12 protein-coding genes are annotated in these 14,671 nt (G+C 62.5%); 9 read left to right on the top strand and 3 right to left on the bottom strand.

From position 1 onward, the window contains the following. The first annotated feature begins 97 nt into the window (after positions 1 to 97). The 7 genes from NAI64_RS02315 to NAI64_RS02345 all read left to right on the top strand — a co-directional run bounded on the left by NAI64_RS02315 (position 98) and on the right by NAI64_RS02345 (position 9,245). Positions 98 to 763 carry a MarR family winged helix-turn-helix transcriptional regulator gene (locus tag NAI64_RS02315; protein ID WP_269297385.1) on the top strand — a complete coding sequence of 222 codons (666 nt, stop codon included), beginning with the start codon at positions 98 to 100 and terminating at the stop codon, positions 761 to 763. Between the two features lie 210 nt (positions 764 to 973). Further along, entirely contained in the window at positions 974 to 1,600 is a 627-nt protein-coding gene (locus tag NAI64_RS02320; protein WP_269297387.1) for a tetratricopeptide repeat protein, read from the top strand. A gap of 10 nt (positions 1,601 to 1,610) precedes the next feature. Further along, positions 1,611 to 3,863 (top strand): tetratricopeptide repeat protein, encoded by a 2,253-nt coding sequence (locus NAI64_RS02325; protein ID WP_269297390.1) that lies wholly within the window; start codon positions 1,611 to 1,613, stop codon positions 3,861 to 3,863. A 9-nt stretch (positions 3,864 to 3,872) separates the two neighbouring features. Further along, on the top strand, positions 3,873 to 5,498 hold the full coding sequence (locus NAI64_RS02330) for an SEL1-like repeat protein (protein ID WP_269297392.1): 1,626 nt from the start codon (positions 3,873 to 3,875) through the stop codon (positions 5,496 to 5,498). A 35-nt stretch (positions 5,499 to 5,533) separates the two neighbouring features. After that, positions 5,534 to 6,826: a tetratricopeptide repeat protein gene (locus NAI64_RS02335; protein WP_269297393.1), complete on the top strand. Its 1,293-nt coding sequence runs from the start codon at positions 5,534 to 5,536 to the stop codon at positions 6,824 to 6,826. Positions 6,827 to 7,000: 174 nt separating this feature from the next. Further along, positions 7,001 to 8,467: a carbon starvation CstA family protein gene (locus tag NAI64_RS02340; RefSeq protein WP_269297394.1), complete on the top strand. Its 1,467-nt coding sequence runs from the start codon at positions 7,001 to 7,003 to the stop codon at positions 8,465 to 8,467. Positions 8,468 to 8,732: 265 nt separating this feature from the next. After that, a complete protein-coding gene (locus tag NAI64_RS02345) occupies positions 8,733 to 9,245 on the top strand; it encodes an FKBP-type peptidyl-prolyl cis-trans isomerase (RefSeq protein ID WP_269297396.1) in 513 nt (170 codons plus the stop codon). A 327-nt stretch (positions 9,246 to 9,572) separates the two neighbouring features. Here NAI64_RS02345 and NAI64_RS02350 read toward each other — a convergent pair whose 3' ends face one another. The 3 genes from NAI64_RS02350 to NAI64_RS02360 all read right to left on the bottom strand — a co-directional run bounded on the left by NAI64_RS02350 (position 9,573) and on the right by NAI64_RS02360 (position 11,590). After that, positions 9,573 to 10,448, bottom strand: a complete 876-nt coding sequence (locus NAI64_RS02350; RefSeq protein ID WP_269297398.1) for a tetratricopeptide repeat protein — start codon at positions 10,446 to 10,448, stop codon at positions 9,573 to 9,575. Between the two features lie 514 nt (positions 10,449 to 10,962). Continuing rightward, positions 10,963 to 11,175: a hypothetical protein gene (locus NAI64_RS02355; RefSeq protein ID WP_269297400.1), complete on the bottom strand. Its 213-nt coding sequence runs from the start codon at positions 11,173 to 11,175 to the stop codon at positions 10,963 to 10,965. A 235-nt stretch (positions 11,176 to 11,410) separates the two neighbouring features. Next, positions 11,411 to 11,590 (bottom strand): hypothetical protein, encoded by a 180-nt coding sequence (locus NAI64_RS02360; protein ID WP_269297402.1) that lies wholly within the window; start codon positions 11,588 to 11,590, stop codon positions 11,411 to 11,413. Between the two features lie 390 nt (positions 11,591 to 11,980). Here NAI64_RS02360 and NAI64_RS02365 point away from each other — a divergent pair, with 390 nt between their 5' ends. After that, positions 11,981 to 12,913 (top strand): EamA family transporter, encoded by a 933-nt coding sequence (locus NAI64_RS02365; RefSeq protein WP_269297404.1) that lies wholly within the window; start codon positions 11,981 to 11,983, stop codon positions 12,911 to 12,913. Between the two features lie 261 nt (positions 12,914 to 13,174). After that, positions 13,175 to 14,608 carry a tetratricopeptide repeat protein gene (locus tag NAI64_RS02370; RefSeq protein WP_269297406.1) on the top strand — a complete coding sequence of 478 codons (1,434 nt, stop codon included), beginning with the start codon at positions 13,175 to 13,177 and terminating at the stop codon, positions 14,606 to 14,608. Positions 14,609 to 14,671: the final 63 nt, after the last annotated feature.

The following is a 14,671-nucleotide window of genomic DNA, read 5'->3' on the forward strand; positions in this document are numbered from 1 at the left end:
TTTTTGGCGTTTTTTGGGCGGGTTTTCGTGTGTGTTGTGCCGTTTCCGGATTTTGTGGTATGCTTTTATTAGGTTCCTTATTTGTTTGGAGGGCAGGATGCAGGATGATGCGTTGATGGCGATTTTCGGGAATGTGCGTTTGTGTTCGCGGCTTCTGGATCGCGGGGATGGCCGTCAGCGGCATTGCCGGGGCGGGTTTCGCGGGCGCGGGCGGCTTTTGGCGTTGTTGCGGGAGCATGAGGGGATCAGTCAGCGGGAGCTGGCGGACCGGTTGGGGATTCGTGCGCCTTCGGCGAGTGAGTTGATCGAGCGGCTGGCGGCGGACGGGCTGGTGGAGAAGCGTCTGAATGCGGCGGATCGCCGGGTCTGGCAGGTGTTTTTGACGGAGAAGGGGATGCGGCTGGCGGATGTGGTCGGGCGCAATCGCCGTATGGAGGCGGATGCCTTGCTGGCGGCGTTTTCTCCGGAGGAGCGGGCGCAGCTGGCGGCGTTGCTGGAGAAGCTGGCGGTGTCGCTGGCGGGTGGGCTTGAAGGTGCACCTGCGGGTGTGCCGGAGGGTGTCGTCGCCGGACATGGGGATGGTTGTTGCGGTCACGGACATGGCGGCGGGTGTCGTCATGGGGCCGGGGCGGATGTCGCCGCGGGTGTCGGCGGCGGGTGCTGCGGTCATGGCGGGCAGGGTCATGCCGGTTTCGGTCATGGGGGGCATTGCGGTCATGGTCATGGCGGGCATGGCGGTTGTTGCGGTCATGGGCATGGGTGAGGCCGGACGGGTGCCGGTTGTCGCGGTTTCGGACAGGCTTGCGGTGGCAGGCCTGTTTTTTTTGCGCTGTTCGGGTATGCAGGGCGGTGTTTCGGGCTAATATGGTGTCAGGCCAGTTTGGGCGGGAATGTCGGGGGAGGTGGTTTTTCCGACGGTGTTGGCGTGGTGTCCGGTGTGCTGCCGGTGTGTTTTTTCGGGAAGGAGCGGGGTATGTCTGGTTGGTCTGGTTGGGGTGTTCGGGTGTCTGTGGCGCTGGCTGCGGTGTGGCTGGGTGCCGGGGTTGTGTCGGCGCAGGGTGTGTCCGGGCAGGATGGGGCGTTGCCGGATGGTGCGGCACAGGGTGTTGCGGTTCAGGATGACGGGGTGTCGGGCGGTGCGGTGAATGGTCCGGTGCCGGGTGTGGTGTCGGGGAAGGTGGCGACGTTGTATGCGGATGTGCCTTTGCAGGAGGTGCGTGCGCGGGCGGAGTCGGGTGAGGATGCGGCGGAGCTGGAATTGGGGTTGCGTTTGTTGATGGGGCGTGACGGGGTGCGTGATGTTCCGGCGGGTGTGTCCTGGATTTCGCGGGCGGCGGAGAAGGGGATGCCGCATGCGGAGTATGAGCTGGGGGCGTTGTATGCGATGGGGGTCGGTGTGCCTTGCGATGCGGCGAAAGCGGCGGTGTGGTTCCGCCGGGCGGCGATTCAGGGGTATGCGCCGGCGCAGTCGGCTTTGGGGTTCGCTTATGAGAACGGGTCGGGTGTGCCGCGTGATGCGGAAAAGGCGGCTTACTGGCTGGAGAAGGCGGCGGCTTCGGGGAACGGGATCGCGCTTGAGGGGGTCGATGACGGGTTGTAGTGTTGTGTGTATGTGGTTCGGAAAGCCGGCGAAATGCCGGCTTTTTGTTTGTCGGGGTGCCGGGGCTGGATATGGGGCGCTGTTGTGTGGAAGAATATGTTTTTTGTGTGGTTTTCGGGTTGTTTTTATGTTCCGTTCGGTGTTTTCCAGGGGTGTGTCGGGTTTGGTTACGGTGTGGCCGGTTGGCCAGGTGTTGCCGGTGTGTGTGCTGGCGATGGCGCTGGCGATGCCGGGCGAGGCGGTTTTTGCGGCTTCGGGTACGGGCCGGGCGGCGGGTGCGGTGCTGAAGAAGACCGGCGGGAAGGCGGACAGGCTGGCGGCCGCAGGCAAGGGAGCGGGGAAACCGGCGGATGGCCAGCCGGCGGCAGGTGCGGCAAGGGTGACGGCGCCGGCGCGTGCGGTGTCGGCGGCCGAGGCGGCGCTGGTGTCGGCGGCGGCGTCAGGCGATGCGCGGGCGAAGACGGCGCTGGGTTTGCGTTATGTGATGGGGCGCGGGGTGCCTGCCGATGATGCGCAGGCGATGGTCTGGTTGCGTCAGGGGGCGATGGCGGGGGATGCTGTGGCGCAGGTGTCTCTGGCGACGATGCTGGCGTTCGAGAGCGATGCGCAGGATTTGCCGGGGGCGCTGGTGTGGTTCGGCAAGGCGGCGGCTCAGGGGAATACGCAGGCGCAGGCGGAGTTGGCGCGGATGCTGGATGCGGGGCTGGGGGTGACGCGCAGCCCGGCGGAGGCGCAACAGTGGCGTGAGGCGGCGCAGGAGCAGGCGGACCGGTCGATGCGGGACTGGGCTTTCCGGATCGCGGCGACGGGTGCGGATAAGTGGCGGCTTGCGAGGGGGGCTGCGGGCAGGTCGCAGGGGGTGGCCTCTGATGTGGATTCGCTCGACGGGGTGGTGCCGGCGGTGGATGTGCGTGCGGTCGGTCTTGCGGTGGAGCGCGGGATTGTGCCGGCGTTGTCGGTGGGGGCGGTGTTGCTGGCGACGGGTAACGGGGTCGGCAAGGATGAGAAGCTGGCGGTGGAGTGGTTGGGCAAGGCGGCGGATGCGGGGCACCGGTATGCGCAGGCGGCTTTGGGTGAGTTGTATATGCTGGGCTGGGGGCCGCTGGAAAAAGATCAGGAAAAGGCGGCGTTGTGGATGGGTCGTGCGGCGCAGCAGGGGTTGCGTGAGGCGATGACGAGTTACGGGTCGATGCTGGCCGGTGGCAAGGGGGTGAAGGAGAATCGCAGGGAGGCGTTTGTCTGGATTCGCAAGGCGGCGGATGCGGGTGAGCCGCGGGCGCGGTTGATGATGGCGATGAATGCGCTGGCACGGGATGAGCGTGAGGAGGCGGCGCGCTGGTTTTCACTGGCTGCGGAGAACGGGGATGATGCGGTGTTGTCGATGCTGGGGGTGTTGTATGGCTGGGGGGATGCTGCGGTCGCGGGCGAGAGCGAGAAGGTGACGGAGGTGCGCCGGTATGCGCAGCGGGGTGAGCCGGAGGCGCAGTTGATGTTGGGGTTGTTGTTCGAGGAGGGCTGGGGTGTCGCACGGAATACGGTTCAGGCGGAGCGCTGGTTTTTGTCGGCGGCGGCTCAGGGTTACGGGGATGTGTGGATTCCGCTGGGTTTGTTTTATGCGGGGTCGGGCAGGCCGGAGCCTGCGCGGGAGGCGTTTGCCGAGGCGGCGCGTCTGGGGGCGTTTTCGTTCGCGCTGGATGAAGGGATGCTGGAGCTGGTGTTTGCGGATCAGCCGGTGGCCACGGACGGGGATGGCGATGCGGCGGTTTCGGTGAAGGGTGCGTCGATGGGGCCGGATGACGCCAGTGGCGCCGCGAAAGAGGCGGGCAAAGCGGCGGGTAACGGTGCAGGAAGCGGGTCGCCGAAGGATGTGTCGAGGGGGATGTCGAAGGATGCTTTGAAGGGCGCGGTTGTGGCCGGGGATGGGGCGAAGGCCGGTGCCGCGGGGGCGCAGGTGTCGTCCGGTGCGGTGGATGGCGCGCGTATGGAGCGGATCGCGCGGAAGGTGGATTTTTTGCGCGGGATGGTGGTGTCGGGCAATCCGGCGGCGGAGTTGTTGATGGCGGTGTTGCTGGAGTATGGCTGGTATGTGCCGAAGGATGAGGCGGCAGCGGTTCATGTGCGGGAGTCGGCGTGTGCGCGGATCGGTGCGTCGGGGGATGCGGGTTTGCTTGAGGATGCAGGGTGTGAGGCGGCTCAGGGTGGTTCGGATGGCGCGGTGCCGCCTTCGGCGGGTGCGGTTGTGCCGGGGCAGGCGGCGGTGTGAGGTGTGCGGATGCAGGGGGTGACGGTGGCGGGACGGTGGTTGTTTGCGGTGGCGCTGGCGGTGTCGGCGCTGGTGGTGTCGGGTTCGGCGCAGGCGCAGGGGGCGGGGTATTTTGAGGTGTTGCCGCCTGCGGGGACGTCGCTTGATCCGGCTTTGGCGGCGCGCTGGGCGAAGGGGGTGCCTGCGAAGGCGCCGGATGCGGCGAGGGTGGCGGTTTTTTGCCGGGATGCGGTGTCTTGCAGGGAGTGGGAGTCTCTGAAGTCGCGTGCGGGGCGCGGGGATGTGGCGGCGATGCGTTCGATGGGGTTCCGGTTGCTGATGGGGGACGGGGTGTTGCCCAATGATGTGGCGGCGTCGGTCTGGCTGGAGAAGGCGGCGCGGCGGGGGGATGGTTTGTCGCAGCTGGCGCTGGGGATGTATTTGTTGCGGAGCTGGTGGGATGCGGATGCCGTGAAGCGGGGGATGGACTGGATTGAGAAGGCTTCGGCTTCGGGGTGTGCGACGGCGTCTGCGTTGCTGATGCGGCAGGATGGGATTTCGGATGAGGTGCGGGCACGCCGCGAGGCGTTGTGGCGCGATCAGGTCCGCAAGGGGAAGTTTTCGATGATGGAGTTGACGGTGTTGCCGTATCGTGAGGCCTGGCTGGAGGATGGCGCGCGTGTTTCGGGGCAGGTGCCGCCGGCTTTTTGGCGTGCGCTGGATGCGGGGGATGTGACGGCGCTGGCGCTGGCGGGTGTCTGGCAGGTGACGGGGTCGATGGCGTCGGCGGGTGTGCCGCAGGATGTGGCGGCGGGTGTCGGCAGGCTGGCGGCGGCTTCTGAAAGGGGGGATGCGCCGGCGACGGTGGCGCTGGGGTCTTTGTGTCTGGATGATGAGTATGGCAAGGATTTCGGGTGCGATGCGTTGGGGCGCGGGAAAATCCGCGGCTGGGTGGAAAAGGCGGCTGCATCCGGTGACGGGGATTCGATGGCGTTGCTGGGGTACTGGTTGTTGTCCGGGGCGGATGGGTCTGGGGATGCGGCCGGTGTGAAGTGGCTGGAGCGCGCGGCGCAGAAGGATGTGCCTGAGGCGGTGGGGGCGCTTGCGTTGCGGATGATGATGCTGGATCGGCGGGAGGAGGCGGGACGGTGGTTCGCAAGGCTTGCCGGTATGACGGATCGCCCGGATTTGTTGGGGGTGGTGGCGTTGTATTATGGCAAGGGGATCGCGCCGGTGGCCGGTGAGAATGAGGTGGCGAGCGAGGTGCGCCGTCTGGGCTGGTTGGGCGAGAAAAACGCGATGCAGTATCTGGCCTTGATGTACGATTCCGGTGAGCATGGCAGTGAACGGTTTCCGCAGGCGGCGCGTGCGGTGTATGCGATGATGGCGGAGCAGGGGATGGCTGAGGCGTTTTTGCCGCTGGCGCTGGTGTGTGCGGAGCTGGGGGACGGGGCGTGTGCGCGTCGCTGGCTGGCGCGCATCGATCCGGATGCGGTGACGTCGCGGGATGCCAGGGAGCTTGCGCGGATGTGTGTGGCTACCGGGCCGGATGTGTGCCGGAAGCGGCTCGGGTGGCTTGCGTCGCGGGCGAAGTCGGGCGACAAGGTGGCGCGGGTGTTGTTTGAGCAGATGCCGGGTCTGGCGGGTGGACGGTAGGTGTTTCCGGTTGTGTGTCGTTGAGGTGTGATGTGATGGCGGTGTGGAAATGGTTGTCCGGAAGGGCGGCGCTGGCGGTTTCGCTGGTGTGTGTTGTGGTGTGTGGGTTGCTGGCGTGCAGTTCGGGCAGGCAGATGACGATTCAGGATATTCCGGTGCCGAAGCAGCCGGTTTTTCTGGTGCAGGACGAAAAGGCGTTTTTCGATTCGTTCGACAGGGCGCTGGGGTTTTCGGGTGAGTTTTCGAAGCCGTTTCGCCGGAATGGGGATGATGACGGGGCGGTCGATGGGGTCTGGATGGGGCAGTTGCGCCGGCAGGCCCGGTCGGGGGATGCGGCGTCATGTTACTGGCTGGGCCGGTTTCTTGTCGAGGACGGGGATGGCCCGGAGAGCGTCGGCGAGGGGATCGGCTGGCTGAAACGGGCGGCTGCCGCGGGGGATGCGCAGGCGCCGTTGTATCTGGGGTTGTTGTTTTCGAGTCGCACGGCGGGATCGTTCGATCCGGAGGCGGCGCGTGTCTGGCTGGAGAAGGCGGCCGCGCAGGGGGAACCGTCGGTTCAGTTGTATCTGGGGTTGTTGTATGCGCGGGGGAGTGTGTTCCCGCGGGATGTGGCGCGGGCGCGGTTCTGGGTGTTGCGTTCGGCTGAACGGGGGTTCGCGCTGGCTTCGTATGCGGCGGGGATGTTGCCGCGTTATGTGGCGGGGTTTTCGGATGGCCGTTTTCCTGTGGCGGGGGATTTGTTGCGTGCCGCCAATGCCGGGGTCGCGGGCGCGCAGTATGCGCTGGGGCAGATTTATCAGGATGGCGAGGGGATCGCGCCGGATTATGTCGCGTCGTTGCACTGGACGGCGCTGGCGGCGGAGCAGGGTTTGCCGGAGGCTGAGTTTACGATGGCGCGGTTTGCCGAATTGGGACTGGTGATGCAGCGCGACGGGGAGTGGGCGTTGATGTGGCTTGACCGCGCGGCGCATCACGGGCTGGCGCAGGCGCAGTTTATGATGGGGCTGGCGTATCTTGTCGGTGACGGGGTTCCGGAGAATGTGATGGTGGCGGCGGGCTGGTTTTATCGCGCGGGGTTGCAGGGACAGGCCGATGCCCAGTTGTATCTGGGGTATATGTATGCCAACGGGATCGGGGTCGAGGTGAACCGCGAGCGCGCGGCGCTGTGGCTGGAAAAGGCGCGTGCGTCGGGGGATGTGCTGGCTTCGCAGTGGCTGAGGGAGCTGGAGACGGGGGTGCCGGACAGTCAGGCGATGATGCCGCTGTTTTCCAGCCGTCCCGGCACGGGGATGGCGCGTTTTTTCAGCGGGGCGGTGATCCGGGGCTAGTTCTGGCGGGGCGGGCGACGGGACGGATGGCCGTTTCGGATGGTTGCTGCGTCGTCTTTTCCGTGCGGGTGTAAAATGGCGGTTTTCCGGATGTTTTCCGTGTTTTTTCCGTTGTTTGCGGTGTTGTCCGCCGCCGTTCGCCGTTTCCGGTGAGGGCGGCGGAGAGGTGTTTTTATGATTACGTTTTCTGTCAGTATGGTGTTGCTGGTGGCGGGGTACTGGTTGTATGGCCGCTATGTGGAAGGGGTCTTCGGTATCGATCCGAAGCGGGTGACGCCTGCGATCGCGATGCGCGACGGGGTGGATTATTTGCCTTTGCCGGGTTGGCGGATTTTTCTGATCCAGTTTCTGAATATCGCGGGGCTGGGACCGATTTTCGGGGCGATCATGGGGGCGAAGTTCGGCGCGAGCGCGTATTTGTGGATTGTGTTCGGTTGTATTTTCGCCGGGTCGGTGCATGATTATCTGTCGGGGATGTTGTCGCTGCGCTATAACGGGGAGAGTTATCCGGAGATTATCGGCCGTTTTATGGGACGGCCTTTCATGCAGGTGGTCCGGGTGTTCACGCCGGTGATGATGGTGCTGGTCGGGGCGGTGTTCGTCGCGGGACCTGCGGGCTTGCTCACCAGTCTGACGGGCAATACGCTGGGCTTGTCTTTCGGGGTGTGGACGGCGGTGATTTTCGTGTATTTCATCGCGGCGACCCTGTTGCCGATCGATCAGTTGATCGGGCGGCTGTATCCGGTTTTCGCGGCGGCGCTGTTGTTTATGGCGCTGGGGATTCTGGTGTCGCTGTATGTGCATATGCCGGCGTTGCCTGAGGTGATGGACGGGCTGGCCAATACGCATCCGAAGGCGGAGACGACGCCGCTTTTCCCGATGTTGTTCATTACGATCGCTTGCGGGGCGATTTCGGGTTTTCATGCGACGCAGTCACCGATGATGGCGCGTTGCATGACGAATGAACGGCAGGGACGTCCGGTGTTTTACGGGGCGATGATCGCGGAAGGGATCGTGGCGCTGATCTGGGCGGCTGCGGCGAATTTCGCTTTCCATACGCCGGAGGGGCGTGCGTTTTTCACGAGCGGCAATGCGGCTCAGGTGGTGGATTTCGTGTCGAATAACTGGCTGGGGACGTTCGGGGGCGCGCTGGCGGTGCTGGGGGTGATCGCTGCACCGATTACGTCGGGGGATACGGCTTTCCGTTCGGCCCGTCTGATCGTGGCCGATGCGCTGAAGATCGATCAGCGCAGTCTTTTGAAACGGCTTTTGGTGTCGTTGCCGCTTTTCGCCGCGGGGTTTGTGCTGCTGTTTATCGATTTCGATGTGATCTGGCGTTATTTTGCCTGGTGTAACCAGATTCTGGGGACGATTACGTTGTGGGCGGTGTCGATTTATCTGGCGGGACGGCGCAAGAATTTCGTGATTGCGTTTATTCCGGCGCTGTTCATGACGGCGGTGGTGTCGGCTTATCTGTTCGTGGCGCCGGAAACGCTGGGGTTGTCCAGACCGGTTTCTTATGTGCTGGCGCTGGCGGTGACGGCGGTTTGCGCGTTCTTTTTCCTGCGCTGGCGTTCGCGTCTGGCGCCTGCTCCGGCGGCCGATGCGCCGGCTGCGGTCCGGCAGGATTCGGCCCGCTAGGTTTGTGGCTCGTGGCTGGCCGGCGCGGCTTTGGCCGTGCGGCCGGTCTTGCGTTTCGTCGCTTTGCCGGCGGCGGGTGTGCCGGGTATGCGGTTGCCCTCCGGGTGGGCGTTTGCATGATGTCGTCGCCATGCCGGTACGGCCGCGATGCATGAAAGCGATTTTTGTCAAAAGTTCTGTCCGGTCTCTGTTGTAGCATCCATGAAAACAGAGGGTTGTTTTGATGTGTTCAATCAGTGGTATTTTCAACAGGAAGGATTTTCTTATGCGCAACCGTACTCGTGGATTGTTACTGGTGGCTTCTCTGATGCTGGCCGGCCCGGTGCTGGCGGCTTCGTCCGGCGGGATCGTGGAACAGCCGCCCGTCCAGCAGGGACAGGGTGTCGGCCCTGACGGCAATGTCGGCCCGGTCGGCCCCGCTTCGTCTCCGTCTGTCGTGGTGCCGTATATCGGCCCGGCAGGGATTACCGTGTATCCGGTCAAGTTGTCCGGCAATACCGCCAAACCCGGTCCGAACAGCAAGGTCAAGGTCAATTATCGCGGCTGGCTTCAGGATGGTACCGAGTTCGACAGTTCGTATGCCCGCGGCAATCCGGCGGTTTTCAATCTGAACCAGACGATTCCGTGCTGGCAGCAGGGTTTGCAGTCGGTTCCGGTTGGCAGCAAGGTCAAGCTGGTTTGCCCGCCTGATACGGCATATGGCAATAATCAGGTCGGCCAGATTCCGCCGGGCAGTACGTTGACTTTCGAGGTCGATTTGCTGGAAATCATGGATTGACCGTTTTTTTCGGCAGAAGGATGGCGCGGTTTTCGCGCCATTTTTTTTGTCCGGTGTCCGGTCTGGCGGGCCGGGTGATCTGGCCGACTGGATGGCAGGGGCGATAGGCGGATGCAGGTGGAGTATGCCGGTTCGTCATGGATGGCGCAGCCGTAGCCGGTCTGTTCGTGCAAGGGATGACGGTTTTCGGTGAATGGCGGTGCAGAATTGCCGCGCGGTGGCAGTGCTTTGAAATAGCGGGATTTCATGGCGAAGGCTTGGGTGCAGAGGGCCGGTTAAACGGTCGGTAATGGTGAACCCGGTTCAGAGAGGTCAACAGGGGAAAAGTCAATCGGTCAGTGAAGGCAGGGGAAAAGGCAAGGGCGGTTCGACGGAGCGGGAACCGGTTTTGCGCTGTTCGTCGATTGTTTGGTTGTAGCGGTTCCGCCAGTATTCGGCTTTTTCGGGGTCACGGTCGTAGCCGTACCGTCCGTAGGTATAAATTTTCACCATTTGTTGCATGGCGACGGGATAGCCGTTGTTGGCGGCCTGTTCGAACCAGTAGGCGGCACGGCGCTTGTCTTTGGAGAGGCCGCCGCCGAGAAGGTATTTGAAGGCGAGCAGGGCTTGCGCCTGCGCATCCCCGCCCATGGCGCCCATGATGTAGTACTGGACGGCGCGATTGTGGTCTATCGGGACACCGTCCCCCTTGTCATACAGGATGCCGATGGATGAACAGGCGCTGGTATTGCCGTGTTCGACTGCGCGGCGAAACCATTTCATGGCTTCACGGTAATCCTTTGTGACGCCGGTGCCGCTGGCATAGTAATAGCCCATTGTTTCTTCGGCATCAGCAAGTCCCTGTTCTGCGGCTTTCAAGAACCATTTTGCGGCTTCAGAGGCGTCCTGAGGGACGCCGCGCCCCTGTTCATACCGAATGCCGATATTGAACTGTGCGGCGGCAAAGCCGGTTTCCGCCGAGCGGCGGTACCAGTAGGCTGCTTTTTCCGGATCGGCGGGAACGCCTTGTCCCTTGCTGTGCATGTAGCCGATACGGTTCATGACAGCAGGATGGGTGATGATATCGGGTTGCATGTAGCAAGCCATGGCTTCGCGGTATTTGGCGGCCGCGTAGAGACGGTTGCATGTTTCCCCGTTGGTAGCGCAGACGGAAAGGGGCAGGATGCAGAGTGCAAGCCAGTACAGGGTTTTGGAAAAAGCCATGGGTATCAGGTCGTCGGACGGAACCGGTCTATTATGGGCAGTCCGGTTCCGGCGGGTCAAGATCGTGAGCGGTGAAAGGGGGCATGGCGAGGGCTTGGGCGAAAACGGCCGGTGACGGGCAGTCGGGTTCAGGCAGGCCGAGAGGGGATGAATGGCCGAACGGTGATTTTGTCGGTCACTTCCTGATGGTTCATCAGGTTTTTTCCCGGTATCCGGATGATCGGAACGGGGCGGAATGGGGCTTGTTCATGGTTCGGGATGAAAACGGTGATATGGCAGGTGCAAGGTGTGTCCGGATGATGGGGGTGGTATGGCGGTTGACGGACGATGGCGGCGAAGGTGGCGGGGCGGGTATGTTGTGCCGGGGGATGAAAAAACGGCCTGACCGTGTCGGGTCGGGCCGTGGTCGGGTGCGGCGTCTTGACACCGTGGCCGTCTCCACGACTGTGGAAAGGCGTTTTCCTGCGAGGCGACGGAATGGCCGGTTTCCGGTGGAGACGGCCCGATATCGCCGCTACACAATCGCGGTGTGTTCCGCTGCGGCAGGGCTGGTGTCGATGGTGATGGCTGCCGTGTCGCGGGCTTTGTTTCCGTCCAGGCTGGCGCATTTGATGGCGGTCATGTGGTGCGCTTGTCCGGTCGGACGGAAGGTGCTTTGCTGGGCGAATACGAGCATGGCAAGCAGGCAGCCGATAGAGAGGGTGATCATAAATATCCGGTCAATCATGTCTGTCTCCTTTGCCGTTGGATGCATTGTTGGCCACTATCTTTTCACTTCAGGTACCACTATACCGCATTTTGTGAAAAATGTACACTTTTAAGTAAATATTTTTACTCAAAGTCAAAATAATTTTTCAGGTATAAAAGTTTTGGGGTGGCGGGAAGGTGTGTCGGGCGGGGGGTTTTTCCGGTTTTTCCGGCGGCGCTGTGTTCGGGTACGGGGGGTGGCGCCGGTGTCGCGGCTAGAGCAGGAGTCTGCCTGTCGTGGCGGTGCGGCTGGTGTAGCAGGTGTTGACGATGTTTTCGAGGCCGTTGTGGTGGGCTTCGGTGATTTGCCGGTGGGTGTTTTTGAGGAAGAACAGGGCGAATACGAGGACGCAGGCGATGGTAAATGCAATGAGTATCGGCATTCGGTTGTGCATGACGCTTCCTTTCCCCGGGGATGTTGGTTGACCTGAATCGGCGTATTTTCAAGATTACGGCATTTTTCTGTGTTGTTGTTTCGGTTTTTTCTGACGGTCGGATGGGTTTTTATAGGGGCGGGCAGGTGACGTTTCGGGGCCGGATGCGCTGTTGTGTCCGGCTTTTGCTTGCATGGTTTGTGCGGTATGGTTTGCCGTTTCGTTTGCCGGTGTGTTTTCGCCGTCCGTCCGGGCGGCGTTTTTTGGGGTGGGTGGTGTCGGCGGGGGCGGGCTGTTGTCTGCGGCATACGGCGGGAGGCGGTTTGCGGTTTTGTGGCGCAAATGCGGGTATGCTATGGGGATATGCTGCGGTGGCATGGTGGTTGCCGTTGCACGGATTTCAGGTGATGTATGGATGCCAGGGTCAAGGGAACGATTTGCGGGATTGTCGCGGCGGTGAGTTACGGGACGAATCCGTTGGGGGCGTTGTTTTTGTATGCGCACGGGATTTCGGCGCATTCGGTGTTGTTTTACCGGTTTTTGCTGGCGGCGCTGGTGCTGGGGGGGCTGATGCTGGTGCGCCGGGTGGATTTTTCGCTGTCGCGGCGCGAGTTGGGGATTCTGGTGTTGCTCGGTGCGTTGTTCGGGACGTCGTCGTTGTCGTTGTTCGTGAGTTTTCATTATATGGATGCGGGGGTGGCGTCGACCTTGCTGTTCGTGTATCCGGTGATGGTGGCGGTGATGATGGCGCTGTTTTTCCGCGAGAAGGTGACCTGGGTGACGATTTTTTCGATCGTGCTGGCGCTCTCGGGGATCGGTCTGTTGTATCAGGGGGACGGGGAGACGTTGTCGATGACGGGGGTGTTGCTGGTGATGCTGTCGTCGCTGACGTATGCGGTGTATATCATTGTGGTGAACAAGTCGTCGATGGTGATGTCGCCGGTGAAGCTGACGTTTTATGTGTTGCTGTTTTGTGTGCTGACGGTGGCGTCTCATGCGTTTGTCGGCGGTCACGGGGGGATTCAGTGGCTTGATGAGCCGGCGATGTGGGGGTATGCGTTGTTGCTGGCGCTGGTACCGACGGTGATTTCGCTGATTATGATGGTGGTGGCGGTGCAGAATGTGGGGTCGACGCCGACGGCGATCATGGGGGCGCTGGAACCGCTGACGGCGGTGGTGATCGGTGTCGGTGTGTTCGGGGAGCGTCTGACGATGCAGCTGGTCGTGGGGATCGTGCTGATTCTGGCGGCGGTGGTGCTGATTATCGCGGGGCGTGCCTTGTCGCGGCAGGCGCTTGTCCATGCGTTGCATCGTTTGTCGTCGCACCGCGGGCGGTTCCGCTAGGGGACGGCGATCCGGTTTTTTCATGGTTTGGCGCAAGGTGTGGCGCCCGGATGTTGTGGTAAAAATGTTCTTGACAGCGACGTGCCGAATGCGCATTGTATCGAATAGTTTTTTGCGCACGGTTGGGGTGCGCGGCAGGTGTCGCCGTTGTCTGGATGCGCCTGTTTTTCCGGCGGTTTCGCCGGTTTTTCCGCGTTGCGGTGTGTTTTCGATGTGCCGTCCGGTGGCCCGTTGCCGGGCGGGATGTCTCAAGGAATGGTGATGGGTTGGAGTGTTGGCCGTGTCCGTCGTGCATGGCTGGGGTTTGCCGGTTGTCTGTTGTTTGCCGGTGCCGCCTGGGCTGGCGATTATGATGATGGCGTTCAGTTCTATCATGACGGGGCTTATGACAAGGCGTTTGCCGCGTTTTCGCGGGCGGCCGGGCAGGGGGATGCCGCGGCCCAGTCGGCGCTGGCTGCCATGTTGTATAACGGCGAGGGGACAAAACGGGATCTGGCTTCGGCCGCCGCATGGTATCTGAAGGCGGCGGAACTGGGGAATCGTGATGCGCAGTTTTCGCTTGGCGAGTTGTATGAGGCGGGCGAGGGGGTCGAAAAGGATGTGAAAAAGGCTGTCGCCTGGTATAAAAAGGCGGCGGATCAGGGGCATTTGATGGCCCAGACGAATCTGGCGATTCTGTATATGGAGGGGCACGGGGTTCGCCATGACGATGCGCGTGCGGCGGCGCTTCTGGCTGTGCCGGCGAAAGAGGGGGTCGCGCTGGCGCAGACGAATCTGGCGCTGCTTTATGCCTCCGGTCGCGGGGTGAAGCAGAGTCTGCACAGGGCGCTGGAGTGGTATCAGAAGGCGGCGGTGCAGGGCGAGGCCGATGCGCAGTTCGCGCTGGGCAATATGTATGAGGACGGTACGGGCGTCGAGGTGAATTTGCCGGTGGCGGCGGCCTGGTATCGCAAGGCGGCGGAACAGGGGCATGTGCAGGCGCAGAACAATCTGGGGCGTTTGTATATGGAAGGCAGCGGCTTTACCGGGCATGAGGATGAGGCGTTTGTCTGGTTCCAGCGGGCGGCTGACAAGGGGTATGCCGAGGCCCAGACGAATCTGGGGATTTTGTATGCTTACGGGCTGGGGGTGGATCAGGATGCCGCAAAAGCGGTTTACTGGTATGCCCGCGCGGCGGAGCAGGGGCAGCCGGAGGGGGCTTTTTTTCTGGCGGAGGCGTATTACCGCGGCGAGGGGGTGGAACGTAACGACAAGCTGGCGGTGAAGTGGTATGAGTTCGCGGCGCGCAAGGGGGTTCCGGAAAGTCAGGACAGGCTTGGCCTGATGTACACGAACGGGATCGGGGTGAAACAGGATTATGCGCGGGCGGTGTCCTGGTTCCGCAAGGCGGCCCGGCAGGGGTATGCGGAGTCGCAGAACAATCTTGGGGTGTTGCATGCGCGCGGTCTGGGGGTCGAGCAGGATTATGCCCGTGCGATCGCCTGGTATCGCAAGGCGATCGCGCAGCATTTGCCGCAGGCGCAGTTCAATCTGGGAACGATGTATTTGCTGGGCCACGGTGTGCATCGTGATGTGGAGATGGCGCGTTACTGGTTTACGAAGGCGGCGGAGCAGGGCTTGCCGGAGGCGGAAAAGAGTCTGGAGCGTTTGCCGAAGGTCGATGAGGACGGGATCGATACGGATTTGTCGACGTAGGGGCGGCATGAAAACGGGTTTTTGCAGGGCATGGTGTTTTCCATGCCCTTTTTTTGTGCCGTT

The sequence above is a fragment of the Oxalobacter paeniformigenes genome, assembly GCF_027158465.1.
GTDB classification, from domain to species: Bacteria; Pseudomonadota; Gammaproteobacteria; order Burkholderiales; family Burkholderiaceae_D; genus Oxalobacter; species Oxalobacter paeniformigenes.

Bases quoted from the DNA above. Each gene is read 5' to 3' on its own strand.
- NAI64_RS02345 (WP_269297396.1), top strand. From the start codon at position 8,733: ATGCGCAACCGTACTCGTGGATTGTTACTGGTGGCTTCTCTGATGCTG.
- NAI64_RS02370 (WP_269297406.1), top strand. From the start codon at position 13,175: ATGGGTTGGAGTGTTGGCCGTGTCCGTCGTGCATGGCTGGGGTTTGCC.
- NAI64_RS02355 (WP_269297400.1), bottom strand. From the start codon at position 11,175: ATGATTGACCGGATATTTATGATCACCCTCTCTATCGGCTGCCTGCTT.
- NAI64_RS02360 (WP_269297402.1), bottom strand. From the start codon at position 11,590: ATGCACAACCGAATGCCGATACTCATTGCATTTACCATCGCCTGCGTC.
- NAI64_RS02340 (WP_269297394.1), top strand. From the start codon at position 7,001: ATGATTACGTTTTCTGTCAGTATGGTGTTGCTGGTGGCGGGGTACTGG.
- NAI64_RS02350 (WP_269297398.1), bottom strand. From the start codon at position 10,448: ATGGCTTTTTCCAAAACCCTGTACTGGCTTGCACTCTGCATCCTGCCC.
- NAI64_RS02330 (WP_269297392.1), top strand. From the start codon at position 3,873: ATGCAGGGGGTGACGGTGGCGGGACGGTGGTTGTTTGCGGTGGCGCTG.
- NAI64_RS02365 (WP_269297404.1), top strand. From the start codon at position 11,981: ATGGATGCCAGGGTCAAGGGAACGATTTGCGGGATTGTCGCGGCGGTG.
- NAI64_RS02320 (WP_269297387.1), top strand. From the start codon at position 974: ATGTCTGGTTGGTCTGGTTGGGGTGTTCGGGTGTCTGTGGCGCTGGCT.
- NAI64_RS02325 (WP_269297390.1), top strand. From the start codon at position 1,611: ATGTGGTTCGGAAAGCCGGCGAAATGCCGGCTTTTTGTTTGTCGGGGT.
- NAI64_RS02335 (WP_269297393.1), top strand. From the start codon at position 5,534: ATGGCGGTGTGGAAATGGTTGTCCGGAAGGGCGGCGCTGGCGGTTTCG.
- NAI64_RS02315 (WP_269297385.1), top strand. From the start codon at position 98: ATGCAGGATGATGCGTTGATGGCGATTTTCGGGAATGTGCGTTTGTGT.